Source organism: Nevskia soli, assembly GCF_903970205.1.
Lineage (GTDB): Bacteria > Acidobacteriota > Terriglobia > Bryobacterales > Bryobacteraceae > Bog-113.
Genome location: NZ_CAJCHS010000206.1, coordinates 1 through 11989, shown reverse-complemented (window position 1 = coordinate 11989; position 11989 = coordinate 1). Strand labels below are relative to the sequence as shown.

The window sequence follows — 11989 nt, the reverse complement described above, 5'->3', positions numbered from 1 at the left end:
CGGGACCTCTTGCACCCCAAGCAAGCGCGCTAGCCAGGCTGCGCCACGGCCCGAAGTTCTCAGTTTACACGGTTTGCGTTCGCGCCGGCTCTGCAACGGCTTGAAAACAGACCGCAGGGGTGGTGCAATGTGGAAACAGCTTATGATGCGTCCGGTTCTCGGCCTCGCGCTACTTTGCCTCCGAGGTCTCAGCCAGGAGACTGATCCGACTGCGATGCTTCGGGCCGCCGGCGACATAAAGAGTGCGATCGAACAAAACTCGTTGACAATCGCCGCCGAGAAGGCGGAAAAGCTGGACGACGCGGTTCAAGCGCGCTACCGGGCATGGCTAGTGCGCGATGCCGCGGAGCGCGTAAAAGACGTGCTCGCGTGGCTCCCTCCAGACACCGAAGCGTTCTGGGTCGATCAGCGTGCGTTCGTAGTCGATGGGCGAGGACTGGCGGAAGCCCTGTCTAAGGATTTCACGAAGGCCTACTGCGTCGATCGAATCGCGGTGTTGAGCGACGGCCGTTTTCTGCATATCTTAGACAAGCAAACGGTTCGGCTCGTCATGGCTGCGACTCGCGGGCTGGCCGCTCTCCCGGAGGATCGGTCGGTTCCCAGCGTCATGACGGCCGATCAGGACGTCGTCTATTTCTATTTTCTCGCGAAGCCGGTGGACGCGCCGCCGCCCGACGAGATGCTCGAAGGCCGCCCCGCATGGCGCGGAACCGCGCGCGTCCGCTCCGGTTTTCGGACCACCGACCCCGCGCACGAAGATGTGAACTGGTTCGTGCTCGCGCGGCCTGATCTACTCGTGCTAACCAACCGGAAAGCGCTTGCGGGCGAACTGTTGGGTCGAATGTCGCGACCGGCCTCGAATCGCGCGCTGAAAGCGGACCTGCCGGAATGGAGATTCGTCGACCCAGCTTCGCCGATGTGGGGTTTGCGGCACTACTCTCCGCGCTCCAAGCCGGCGCAAGGACAGCACGGTTGCGAGGCTGCGCGGCTACCCGAACCCAACTGCGAGGCGATCGGCATGACGTTTCAATTCGGTGGCCCGGCGGGACTCAGGATTACTTACCTAAGCGATGCAAAGCCGCAAGGTCTTAGCGAGGGGATGATGCCGTTCACCTTGCATCTTGTGCGTCCAGGCGTCTGGGAAATAGACCCGAAATCGCAACAAGAGGGTCAATTTCCCCTGGATTTCGCCATGTCCATGCTGGGCTTCGGAATGTATCAATGAGAATACAGGCCGTCGCGGCTTTGATCGCGTGCGCGGGATTAGCGGCCCAGACGCCTCCTTCGCAGCCCGCGTTAGTCCAACAGTTGGATGACCTGCGAGCCGCGATCGCCGGCGGCGCCTGGGATCAGGCTTCAGAGATTAGTACCAAGTTTCGCAAGTCTGTCGCCGAAGCCCGGGATCGAGAAGGGGCAGCGGGCGCGGCGAAACTCACCACGCAGATCCTCGATTGGCTTCCCACCGATACAGAGACTCTGGTCGTGGCGACACAGCCAATCACCCTATCGAAACATGACGAGACGCGTCGAGGCACTTCATTGCAAGGCGCCCAATCCTATGTGCTCGGCTTGCTGTACGGAGTTGAGGGCGGCACTCTCTTCGACTCACTCCAGGGAAAGACGGTTCAGATGGCCGTACTGGCCGCTCGCCAGTTCGGCAATCACCCCGCCGAGGCGAACGGGGCGCTCTCGCTCGGGATGATTTCGTTCCAGGGATGTGGTGTTTACACCTTCGCCGAGGCGTTACCGGATCCCTTGTTCACCAGACCCAAGAATGAATCGATATTGAGCAACGATGTGTGGGTTTCCGGTGCTCCAAAAGGCGAACCGGAAGACGAGAAATTCTTTGCGACACGCCTCGGCGCCGACCTAGCTGTCGTTTGCAACGACCGAAGCTTCCTGGAGCAGATGCTTGCGAATCGCGGCGGAACGAAGCACCAGCGAGCCTTACCGGAGACGCTACCCGAATGGAAGTACGCGTGGCGCGATGCGCCGCTCTGGGGGATCAGTCATTTGCGCGATGGCGGAATGTTGAGCGCGATATCCGGCGATGTCGACTTCGGGGCGACGGGAATCACGGTCGCGTTCGGGCTGCCTTCCGGAGTGACAAAGGCGCGAGTGATCGCGAAGCTTGACCCGTGGACGGGGTTCATGGAGAGTCCCGAACTGCAAGGAGCCGCAACCACCCGCAAGGTTCAGGACGGAGTTTGGGAAATCTCGATGTCCGATGATCCCAAAGCGTCCGGGATGATTCCTTTTCTGCTGATGGCGATGCTCGGATTTGTCGTTCTGGTCTGACGTTATCGGCCCTCGCGGTTTACCAGCGCCCCGACCTTCTGGTCGATCTCGTTCAACCTCGCCATCAGATGCTCAAAGCGCTGCTGGTCCGTCGACGGCGTGCGTCCTTTGATGAAGAAGATCCCGCCCGGTTCGAGAGTACACGTCTCGATCTCTTCCAGCGTGTCGAATCCCTGCCGGTGCGCGACGGTAAGCAATTCCGATTCGCTCATCAGTTCCTTCGCTAGCGCGCCGCGGCAGACCTCGCCCCGTTCGATCAGGCAGGTGGGCGAGCCTTCCATGATCTGGTCGATGCGGCGGTGCTTGAAAAGGAATCGGATCACGACGTAATTAATCCCGAATAGCGAGAGTGCGCCCAGCACCCCGCCGACCAGCGAATTATCGTCGCCGATAATCGCGTTCTGAACCGTGTTGGAGACCGAGAGCAGGACGACGAGATCGAAGGGATTCAACTGCGCCAATTCGCGTTTGCCGAACACGCGCAGTAAGACGATGAGCGACAGGTAAACCAATATCGGACGCACGATCTTCTCGATCACCGGCAGTTTGAGAACGAACATATCGGTGAAAGCAGTATGGAGAGAGTCGGAGTAGGCGAGCACGGCTGGAAGTATCGCGTATCTTTACATCGCAAAGTACATTGCACTCGACAGGCGTCCGGCGGTATACTGCTTGAGATGGCAGCTGTGAAACCCATCCGCGTTCACGCGGCGCCCGTGCCGATCGATTCGCAGGCCATCGCGAATCTGCGCTTCATCCGGCGCACCATGGAACAGGCCGGGCAGTTCACGGCCATCCCCGGGCGGGGCGGTATCGTGATGGGCGTTACCGCGATCGTCGCCGCGGCGATCGCTCATTCGCGGATCGAAACGACCGCGTGGCTCTCCGTTTGGACTTTGGAGGCGGTCCTCGGTGTGGCGATCGGTTTCGCGTTTGCGCAGTACAAGGCCCGCGCGTCGGGGACCACGCTGCTGGCCGGGCCGGGCAAGAAGTTTGTGCTGGCGCTGCTGCCATCGATTGTGGCCGCCGCGGCTTTGACGCTTTTCTTCTGGCGTGCGGGCACGGTCGATCTTGCGCCCCCCATCTGGCTGCTCTTGTATGGCTGCGGGATTGTGGCCGGTGGCGCGTACTCCGTGCGCCTGGTGCCCCTGATGGGAGTTTGTTTTCTCGCGGCCGGCGTCGCGGCTTTGTTTACGCCCCTCAACTGGAGCGATGCATGGCTGGCGGCAACGTTCGGAGGTTTGCAGATCGTTTTCGGTTCGATCATCGCCGTCAAGTACGGCGGTTAACAGGCTCTACTATGGCTCCTAAGAACGCGACAGCATCGAAGCCTTCGGAACTGACCGGCGGAGAACCGCGCGCGGTGTTTCCCGAGAAGGCGACCGCCCGGATCGATCGCCTGGTTCACGAGCGCGCTCGTCTCGGTATCCTCAGCGCCCTCGCCGTAAACGAAGCGCTGACGTTCAACGAGCTGAAGAAACTGCTGGGCACCAGCGACGGCAATCTGAGCGTCCACGCCCGCAAGCTGGAAGAAGCCGGATATATTGGCTGTTCGAAGACGTTCAAAGGCCGGGTGCCGCGCACCGAGTACAAACTAACAGCCTCGGGTCGGCGCGCTCTGGAGAAGTATCTCGATCACATGGAAAGTTTGATTCGGGCGACGCGGCAGGCGTAATCGCGACAGCCGCCGGACCGAACGATAGGTGACCTATGCCGCTGTACTTTACAAAGCAAAGTACTTCAAGAAGACCCAATCACACCGCGATCATCATGGACGGCAACGGCCGTTGGGCCAACGCGCGCGGATGGCCGCGCGTGCTCGGGCATCAGGCGGGAGCCCAGTCCGCAAGGCGCATTATCGAAGCGGCGCCGCAGTGCGGCATTCAGAAGCTCTCGCTTTATGCGTTTTCTTCCGATAACTGGTCGCGTCCGGCGGCGGAAGTCACGGCCATCATGACTCTAATGCGCAGTTACCTCGCAACCGAATCGCAGCGCTGTGTAGAGGAAGGCGTTCGCATCTCGGTGATCGGCCGCCGCGATCGCCTTCCCGCGGAAGTCTTGCAGGCCGTGACTCACGCCGAGCAGTTGACAGCCGGCGGATCGAAGTTGCACGTGCAACTGGCGATCGACTACTCGGCTCGCGACGCCATTATCAACGCGGCGCAGCAAGCGCCTCTGACCCGCGACGGATTCTCTCGCGCGATCGGCGACGATGTCGATCTGCTGATCCGGACCGGCGGCGAGCAGCGCCTCAGCGACTTCCTGTTGTGGGAGAGCGCTTACGCGGAACTGGTGTTTTCTCCCCGGCTCTGGCCCGATTTCAGGCCCGCGGATTTGCAGCGCGCAGCCGAAACATTCGCCCAACGCGACCGGCGCTTCGGCGGCATTCCAGCCGGCGTACCAGACAACCACCATCTGGGACAATCGTGGTTTCCAAATGCCGGGGACGTTCATCACCGTCGAAGGAATCGATGGCTGCGGTAAGAGCACGCAGCTCTCGATTCTCGCGCGCAAGCTGCGTGAGCAGGGCATAGATGTCGTCGAGACGGTTGAACCCGGCGGCACGCTGGCGGGGCGGGAAATCCGTGCGATCCTGCTCGATCCCCGGCAGCACGCTTTGAACGCGCGCACCGAACTGCTGCTCTACTTTGCCAGCCGCGCGCAAAATTGCGCCGAGGTGATCGCGCCCGCGCTGGCCCGGGGAGCGACCGTGCTCTGCGACCGGTTCACGGATTCTACGATCGTCTATCAGGGCGCCGGACGCGGCGTGGACGAGGCCACGATTCGCCAGCTGCATCAGATTGCCTGCGGTTCCCTCTATCCGGATTTGACGCTCTTGATCGATATCGATCTCGAAACCAGCCTCGCTCGCGCGCTTGCCCGGAACGCGGAAAACGCAACCCGTGAAACGCGTCTCGAGGAAGAGAGTCATGCGTTCTTCGAACGCGTCCGCGATGGATACCAGCGGCTCGCGCGTGCCGAGCCCGAAAGAGTTCAGGTCATCGATGGCCGGGCGTCAATTGAAGTTGTAGCGGAGCGAATCTGGTCTGTGGTGACGCATCGATGATTGAAAAGTTTTGGGGAAACCGGCACGTCGTGCGCGCGCTCGAAGGCATGATTGCGCGCGAGCAAATCACGCAGACCATGCTGTTTTCGGGGCCGGAAGGCACCGGCAAGGCCACGCTGGCGCGGCGTTTTGCGTCCCTGCTGCTGCCGCACGCGGAGCTAATCGAGCGCGATGACTTAAGCCTCCCGGAGAACGTGAAGACGATTGCCGACCGTGAAAAATGGACGGCCGACAAGCGCAACGAAGACCCGCTGCTGTTTGCCTCGCAAGCGGATTTTCTGACGTTTCCGCCGGACGGTCCTTTGCGCCAGATCACGATCGCACAGATGCGCGCGTTGAAGGAGCGCGCGCAGTTTCTGCCGAATCAAGGCAAGTATCGCGTCTTCTTGATCGATCACATCGATCGTGCGAATGAGCAGGCAGCCAACTCGTTGCTGAAGATTCTGGAGGAACCGCCGCCGTATCTGATTCTGATTGCAACGGCGGAGAATGCCTATGATCTCCTGCCGACCATCCGGTCGCGTTCGGTGTTGTTTCCGTTCAGTCCGCTGGGTCCGGAAGACATGCGCGCGTTCGCCGCCGCACGCGCATTGACGGATGCGGAAAGGCGGATTACGCTTGCGGCCGGAAGCCCAGGGCTGGCGCTCACGATGGATCTCGAACTCTTCTCCAAGCGCCGTGCGGCCATGCTGCTCTTGCTTTCCGTTGCCGCGGGGTTGCAGCCGTTCGCGAAATGGATTCCGGTGTCGGAATCGATCGGCCGCAGCAAGAACGAGAAGATGGACATCTACCTGAAGCTGCTTTATGAACTGCTGCGCGACGTGTTGTTACTTAACAACGGCCGGCGCGAAATTCGCAACGTCGATGTGAAATCGGAACTCACCGCAATTGCGTCGAAGTTCCCGGCGGAGCGCGTCGTGCGGGTGGTGCCGAAGATCGACGCCGTCCTCGAACTCGTGCGGCGCAACATCCAGAAAGTGATCGCGCTCGATCATTTGCTGCTGGAGCTTTCGGACTAAGTTCGCGCCACCGCTCTGCACAAGGCTCAGCGAAGCCAGGCCGAAGCACTCCAAAATATTAGGTTTGCGCCGAGGTAGCCGCGCGCAAAGTCTTCGAACTCCGTGTGTGCGAACAGCCGCCCTGTCTTAGGGTTCCGGTAAGTCAACGTGGGCTCTTGAACCGCCATCGCGACTAGCTCCAGCTTCCCTTTGTACCGGTTGAAGAACGGATATGAATTGTGCATCTGGCTTTTTTGGTAAGGAACAACGTCGGGTCCTCCCAGACCGACTCGATTTGCGGCGGCAAACGCAAACAGGCGGCTCATGTAACCGCGGTCATTATTCCACTCGCATGGCCAGAAGTTGACGTACTGCACGACATATGACTGTTTGAAAACCTTCCGGGCCAAGGCGATGTTATCCAGTTCGGCGTCAAAGTAGCCGTCGCAACTAAATCCGCTCCGATCCCGTTTTGTATCTATATCGATGGCCGTTTCGGGGAGGTTAACTCCATAGACTGTGCCGTCAAATCTGGCCGCCAAGGCACGCAAGAGGCTTTGAAAGCGGAGGCGTACAAGCGGATTCCACTGTTGAGCGACCCAACCGGAAACCGGAGGTTTGTTTTCGCCGGGATTGTCCATTTGCGAGACGATTCCCCCGCCGTATCTGGGGTCCGATAGCAGATAAGGCGGCACGTTCTTGGCGTCCGGGCCGAAGAAGCGATCTTGAATTTGAACAAACAGTTTCTTGCGCGCCCGGCGAACGATTTCAAGGTCATGCTCGATCGGAGCAAAGTTGTATTTGTCCGGGGAAGTCTCGAGCAACCTCCATGTGTAAACCACTTGCACGCCTGAAATATCGCTGCTATTCAGTAGCGTCCTGACGCTGTTCAGATTGCCCGAACTAACATAGATGAAATTCAGCAAGTCGACCGAAGCGGCCATTCCGCAGCCCGGTTTCGAGAACAAGAAGATACTAAGAAGCAGGACTAAGCTCGCGGCTCCCCTACGTGGCCTACGAACGGCAGCTTTCCAGTAACTCATAGAAGCCAGGAAACGAAACCGACGCAGCCTCCGCATTCTCGATGACCGTCTCCCCTTCCGCCCGCAACGCCGCGACCGCGAACGCCATCGCGATCCGGTGATCGCCGAACGAATCGACCGTGGCTCCGCGAAATTGCTGACGCCCTGGCACGGTAAACCCGTCCGGAGCTTCGTCCGCACTCACTCCCATGCGGCGCAGATTCGCAACGACGGTCGCGATGCGATCCGTCTCCTTCACCCGCAGTTCCTTCGCATCCCGCACGGCCAAGCCCTGGTCGCTGACCGCCCCAAGCACCGCCAGCACGGGAATTTCGTCGATCAAAGCCGCCGCCAGTTCTCCGCTGATCTCGCCGCCGCGCAGCGCGCCTCCTGTGACCTCGAGATCTCCGATCGGCTCGCCATTCACATGCTCCATGTTGACGATGCGGATGCTCGCGCCGGCCGATAGCAGGAAGTCGAGCAGCGCGGATCGCGAAGGATTCAAGCCAATCCCGCGCAAAACCAGGTGCGAGCCCGGGACGATCGACGCCGCGACCAGGAAAAACGCGGCTGATGACAAATCCGCCGGAACGGTCAGTTCACGCCCCGTCAGCGCAGGCCGGCCGGTGAGAGTCGTAACGCGCCGCGCGATCGTGATGGACGCGCCGAACTCGCGCAGTGCGATTTCGGTGTGATCACGCGTGCGCATCGGCTCCCGCACCACGGTGTCGCCCTCGCAAAACAACCCCGCTAACAACACGCACGTCTTGACCTGAGCGCTCGCCACCGGCGACGCGTAATCAATCGCGTGCAATGACCGGCCTTCGATCGAGAGCGGAGCGAAGCGGCCTTCGCGTGCCTCAATCAACGCGCCCATCCTGCTGAGTGGTTCGATGATCCGATCCATGGGCCGCCGCGACAGCGATTCGTCGCCGATCAAGCAACTGGAGAACGGCTGTGCAGCCAGCGGACCCGCCAGCATCCGCATCGCGGAGCCCGAATTCCCGGCGTCCAGATCCGAACCGGGCCGAGTCCATCCATCGAGCCCGCGGCCTTCGATGGTAACCGTCGCACCCTCAACCGAAACCGGAATCCCCAACGCGCCGACGCAACCCAAAGTAGAATGGCAATCCGCTCCCGTAGCGAAGTTCCGAATCACGCTCCGGCCCTCCGCAAGTGACGCCAGAATCGCGTAGCGGTGCGAGATCGACTTATCGCCGGGCAGATCGAGCGAGCCCGAGAGCTGCCCGGCCGGCTGAATAATTTTTTGCATCTTTTATCGCATCTGCGGTCTATTCAACCGTATACGGTCCGTCGCCGGCCACGCGCGTCTCGACGCCGCCGGAGCGCTCCGCAAGAATCATCACCCACACGGCGCGCGGTGCGTCCTGCATCTGCGCGTCGATTTCACTCTCCTCCCCGGGCGCGAGCGAAAGCTTTTCCAGTGCCGTACGCTGCGTCGTCACCGTCGCATGCTGGGTATCGACAAAACGGAAAATGATGTTGACCTGCTGCAGCGTTCTCTCGCCGACGTTCTTTACTTTTGCATGCACGGAAATCAGATCGTCCGCGCGTTCCGCCTTGAAATCAAGAATCTGAATATCGGCACGCTTCTTTCCGGCGGCCGCCGCACCGGCTGTCAAGAGAAATACGCACGTTAAGATCACGACAAAAGAGCGAAGCATGGCGAGAACTTTCAGTTTAAAGAAAACCGCATTGCGTTTTACCCACACAGGGCCAATCTGGTGCGGTACAGTAGTCCTTCGGGTGGGGGCTCGACGCATTTATCGGAGCGTGCAATCTGGGGCGTACGCGTACTGTTTGGCCGAATCCATTGCACTTCGATGAGCAATAATACGGGGTTGGTTCACAACTGATGGCTCAGATCTTTCACTACAGCGCGAACAATCTGTCCAAGCTTGGGATCATCGTTGGGCTGCTGTCCGTAGCGGGACTCGGCGGTATTTTATTTGAATTGGGCGCGGATTCGTCCTATGCGACGCGCCAGGGTGAAGCGCGTGAGCAGCCCGTGCCGTTCAGCCACACGCACCACGTCGGCTCCATGGGAATCGATTGCCGCTACTGCCACACGTCGGTCGAGAATTCCTGGTTTGCCAACGTTCCGCCCACCAAGACCTGCATGAACTGCCACTCGCAGATCTGGGTGAACAGCCCGACGCTGGAGCCCGTGCGCGCCAGCTACCGCACCGATCAGTCCATTCAGTGGACCAAGGTTCACGACCTGCCGGATTTCGTGTACTTCAATCACAGCATCCATATCAAGAAGGGCGTCGGCTGCGAAACCTGCCACGGACGCGTGGACCAGATGCCGTTGATGTACCAGCAAAACAGCCTGGAGATGCGCTGGTGCCTCAACTGCCATCGCAATCCGCAGGACTACGTAAGGCCGCGCGAGTTCATCACCAAAATGGGCTACAACCCTGAGACCGATGCCGGCGCCGACCAGCACACCATCGGGTTGCGGCTCATGAAGGAATATCACATTCAGAAGTTAGATACTTGCTACACCTGTCACCGATGAGCGAACACACCGCAAAACTGGACCTCGAGTCCATCCGGAAGCGCCTCGAAGGGGCGAAAGGCCGTGACTATTGGCGCAGCCTGGAAGAGATCGCGGAAACCGACGAGTTTCAGGACTATCTGCACCGGGAGTTCCCCCGGCAAGCCTCGGAATGGACCGACGGCGACGGACGCCGCGACTTCCTGAAGCTGATGGGTGCTTCGCTCGCGTTAGCCGGGCTCGGGGCCTGCACCAAGCAGCCGACCGAGTTCATCATGCCGTACGTGACGCAGCCCGAGAATTACTATCCGGGCAAGCCGATGTTCTTCGCCAGCGCGGCGACAACCGGCGGCTATGCGCAGGGCGTGCTGGTGGAAAGCAACGAGGGGCGTCCAACCAAGATCGAAGGCAATCCGGCGCATCCGGCCAGCCTGGGCGCAACCGATGTTGCCACGCAGGCTTCGGTTCTGGGGCTCTACGATCCGGACCGCTCGCAGTCCATCAATTTCCTGGGTGAGATCCGCTCGTACGGTTCGTTCCTGACCGTGTTCAAAGATGTCGTCGCGGAACAGATCGGCAAGCAGGGCTCCGGTATCCGCATCCTGACCGAGACGATCACTTCGCCGACGCTCGGCGCTCAGATCAAGGATCTGCTCACCCTCTATCCGGGCGCGAAGTGGATTCAGTGGGAGCCGGTTGGGCTAGGGCGGCGCGAGGGCACGCGTCTCGCGTTTGGCGCCTACACCAATCCGGTTTACAAGTTCGATGCGGCTCAGGTCGTGCTCGCGATCGATGCGGATTTCTTCTGCACCGGTCCGGCGTCCACGCGCTACGCCCACGACTTCATGCAGCGGCGGCAGGTTCGCACGGGCGATTTGAATATGAATCGCCTGTACGTGGTGGAAACCACGCCGACGCCGACTGGATCGAAGGCCGATCACCGCTGGCCCGTAAAGCCGTCGGATATCGAACCGTTCACCCGCGAACTTGCCGGCGCGCTGGGCGTTGGCGGCGCGATCGCCGGCGGCAAGTTCGTTTCGCAAAATTGGTTTGCTCCCCTGGTTCGCGACCTTCAGGCGAACAAGGGCGCCAGCATCGTCGTCGCCGGCGAGAGTCAAAGCGCGGAAGTGCATGCCCTGGCGCTCGCGATCAACGAAGCGCTCGGCAATTTCGGCAAGACAGTCACCTTCACGGATTCACCGGAAGCGAATCCCAGCGATCAGCTCGCCGATTTGAAACAACTGGGGAGCGATCTCGACGCCAACGCGGTCGATGTGCTGATGATCATCGGCGGCAATCCGGCCTACAATGCGCCCGCGGATCTGGAATTCGCGAAGAAGCTGCAGAAGGCGCGGCTGCGCATCCGCATGGGTCTCTACGACGATGAGACGTCCCAATATTGCCAGTGGCAGATCCCGCAAGCCCATGAACTCGAAATGTGGGGCGACGCCCGCGCGTTCGATGGAACCGTTTCCATCATTCAACCGCTGATTATCCCGTTGTACGGCGGGAAGTCTCCGTCTGAATTGCTCGCGGCGCTCACTGAAAACAACGAGAAGTCCGGTTACGAAACGCTGCAAGACTACTGGAAAAAGCAGCACCCCGGCGCGGATTTCGACACCTGGTGGCGCAAGTCCGTGCATGACGGCGTGGTTGCCGGTTCGGCGCTTCCCGTCAAGACGATGTCGGGGGCGAAAGTTCCGCCCGCGTCCAATCAGCAACCCGCGTCTCCGCAGGGAACATTCGAAGTCTCGTTCTACCCCGATCCGTATCTCTACGACGGCCGTTACGCCAACAACGGCTGGCTGCAGGAACTGCCCCGTCCCATGACGCGGCTGACCTGGGACAACGCGGCGCTGATGAGCATCCCGACCGCGCGCCGTTTGAAGCTGTGGAGCGAAGATCGTGTCGAGCTCAACCTGAACGGCCGCACGGTATGGGCTTCGGTATGGGTGCAGCCCGGTCAGCCGGACGACGCCATCGCGGTGCATCTCGGCTGGGGACGCACGCGATCGGGACGAGCCGGAAACGGCGCGGGTTTCAACGCCTATCAGATCTGGACCTCCGACGCGCCCGTCTACGC

At 60.6% G+C, this 11989-nt stretch carries 13 protein-coding genes; 9 read left to right on the top strand and 4 right to left on the bottom strand.

The window, feature by feature from the left end:
- Positions 1-127 precede the first annotated feature (127 nt).
- Together H1Y01_RS09270 and H1Y01_RS09265 are read left to right on the top strand one after the other, a co-directional pair.
- Complete coding sequence (locus H1Y01_RS09270; RefSeq protein ID WP_180540157.1) at positions 128-1225, top strand: hypothetical protein; 1098 nt, start codon at positions 128-130, stop codon at positions 1223-1225.
- Positions 1222-2298 carry a hypothetical protein gene (locus H1Y01_RS09265; RefSeq protein WP_180540156.1) on the top strand — a complete coding sequence of 359 codons (1077 nt, stop codon included), beginning with the start codon at positions 1222-1224 and terminating at the stop codon, positions 2296-2298. The genes H1Y01_RS09270 and H1Y01_RS09265 overlap by 4 nt, the downstream gene beginning before the upstream one ends.
- Positions 2299-2300: 2 nt before the next feature.
- On the opposite strand, the gene H1Y01_RS09260 is transcribed toward H1Y01_RS09265, so the two are convergent.
- Positions 2301-2858, bottom strand: a complete 558-nt coding sequence (locus H1Y01_RS09260; RefSeq protein ID WP_180540158.1) for a YetF domain-containing protein — start codon at positions 2856-2858, stop codon at positions 2301-2303.
- 117 nt (positions 2859-2975) lie between these two features.
- Here H1Y01_RS09260 and H1Y01_RS09255 point away from each other — a divergent pair, with 117 nt between their 5' ends.
- Genes H1Y01_RS09255 through H1Y01_RS09235 form a run of 5 tightly spaced genes read left to right on the top strand, consistent with a single transcriptional unit; the run spans position 2976 to position 6384 of the window.
- Complete coding sequence (locus H1Y01_RS09255; RefSeq protein WP_180540155.1) at positions 2976-3587, top strand: hypothetical protein; 612 nt, start codon at positions 2976-2978, stop codon at positions 3585-3587.
- Between the two features lie 11 nt (positions 3588-3598).
- Positions 3599-3973, top strand: a complete 375-nt coding sequence (locus H1Y01_RS09250) for a winged helix-turn-helix domain-containing protein (RefSeq protein WP_180540154.1) — start codon at positions 3599-3601, stop codon at positions 3971-3973.
- 35 nt (positions 3974-4008) lie between these two features.
- Positions 4009-4782 carry a di-trans,poly-cis-decaprenylcistransferase gene (locus tag H1Y01_RS09245; protein WP_180540153.1) on the top strand — a complete coding sequence of 258 codons (774 nt, stop codon included), beginning with the start codon at positions 4009-4011 and terminating at the stop codon, positions 4780-4782.
- Positions 4736-5365, top strand: a complete 630-nt coding sequence (gene tmk / locus H1Y01_RS09240) for a dTMP kinase (protein ID WP_180540152.1) — start codon at positions 4736-4738, stop codon at positions 5363-5365. The genes H1Y01_RS09245 and tmk overlap by 47 nt, the downstream gene beginning before the upstream one ends.
- Entirely contained in the window at positions 5362-6384 is a 1023-nt protein-coding gene (locus H1Y01_RS09235) for an ATP-binding protein (RefSeq protein WP_180540151.1), read from the top strand. The genes tmk and H1Y01_RS09235 overlap by 4 nt, the downstream gene beginning before the upstream one ends.
- 26 nt (positions 6385-6410) lie before the next feature.
- On the opposite strand, the gene H1Y01_RS09230 is transcribed toward H1Y01_RS09235, so the two are convergent.
- The 3 genes from H1Y01_RS09230 to H1Y01_RS09220 all read right to left on the bottom strand — a co-directional run bounded on the left by H1Y01_RS09230 (position 6411) and on the right by H1Y01_RS09220 (position 9070).
- Positions 6411-7307, bottom strand: coding sequence for a hypothetical protein (locus tag H1Y01_RS09230; RefSeq protein WP_180540150.1), 897 nt, complete (start codon positions 7305-7307; stop codon positions 6411-6413).
- A gap of 70 nt (positions 7308-7377) precedes the next feature.
- Positions 7378-8658 carry a 3-phosphoshikimate 1-carboxyvinyltransferase gene (gene aroA, locus H1Y01_RS09225; RefSeq protein WP_180540149.1) on the bottom strand — a complete coding sequence of 427 codons (1281 nt, stop codon included), beginning with the start codon at positions 8656-8658 and terminating at the stop codon, positions 7378-7380.
- 19 nt (positions 8659-8677) lie between these two features.
- Positions 8678-9070, bottom strand: a complete 393-nt coding sequence (locus H1Y01_RS09220) for an FxLYD domain-containing protein (protein ID WP_180540148.1) — start codon at positions 9068-9070, stop codon at positions 8678-8680.
- 191 nt (positions 9071-9261) lie between these two features.
- Between H1Y01_RS09220 and H1Y01_RS09215 the strand changes: the two genes are divergently transcribed.
- Entirely contained in the window at positions 9262-9927 is a 666-nt protein-coding gene (locus H1Y01_RS09215) for a cytochrome c3 family protein (RefSeq protein WP_180540147.1), read from the top strand.
- Positions 9924-11989 (top strand): TAT-variant-translocated molybdopterin oxidoreductase (locus H1Y01_RS09210; RefSeq protein ID WP_180540146.1); only part of this gene is annotated, 2066 nt, incomplete at its 3' end. The genes H1Y01_RS09215 and H1Y01_RS09210, both read left to right, overlap by 4 nt.

Bases quoted from the DNA above. Each gene is read 5' to 3' on its own strand.
- H1Y01_RS09270 (WP_180540157.1), top strand. From the start codon at position 128: ATGTGGAAACAGCTTATGATGCGTCCGGTTCTCGGCCTCGCGCTACTT.
- H1Y01_RS09265 (WP_180540156.1), top strand. From the start codon at position 1,222: ATGAGAATACAGGCCGTCGCGGCTTTGATCGCGTGCGCGGGATTAGCG.
- H1Y01_RS09260 (WP_180540158.1), bottom strand. From the start codon at position 2,858: ATGTTCGTTCTCAAACTGCCGGTGATCGAGAAGATCGTGCGTCCGATA.
- H1Y01_RS09255 (WP_180540155.1), top strand. From the start codon at position 2,976: ATGGCAGCTGTGAAACCCATCCGCGTTCACGCGGCGCCCGTGCCGATC.
- H1Y01_RS09250 (WP_180540154.1), top strand. From the start codon at position 3,599: ATGGCTCCTAAGAACGCGACAGCATCGAAGCCTTCGGAACTGACCGGC.
- H1Y01_RS09245 (WP_180540153.1), top strand. From the start codon at position 4,009: ATGCCGCTGTACTTTACAAAGCAAAGTACTTCAAGAAGACCCAATCAC.
- tmk (WP_180540152.1), top strand. From the start codon at position 4,736: ATGCCGGGGACGTTCATCACCGTCGAAGGAATCGATGGCTGCGGTAAG.
- H1Y01_RS09235 (WP_180540151.1), top strand. From the start codon at position 5,362: ATGATTGAAAAGTTTTGGGGAAACCGGCACGTCGTGCGCGCGCTCGAA.
- H1Y01_RS09230 (WP_180540150.1), bottom strand. From the start codon at position 7,307: ATGGCCGCTTCGGTCGACTTGCTGAATTTCATCTATGTTAGTTCGGGC.
- aroA (WP_180540149.1), bottom strand. From the start codon at position 8,658: ATGCAAAAAATTATTCAGCCGGCCGGGCAGCTCTCGGGCTCGCTCGAT.
- H1Y01_RS09220 (WP_180540148.1), bottom strand. From the start codon at position 9,070: ATGCTTCGCTCTTTTGTCGTGATCTTAACGTGCGTATTTCTCTTGACA.
- H1Y01_RS09215 (WP_180540147.1), top strand. From the start codon at position 9,262: ATGGCTCAGATCTTTCACTACAGCGCGAACAATCTGTCCAAGCTTGGG.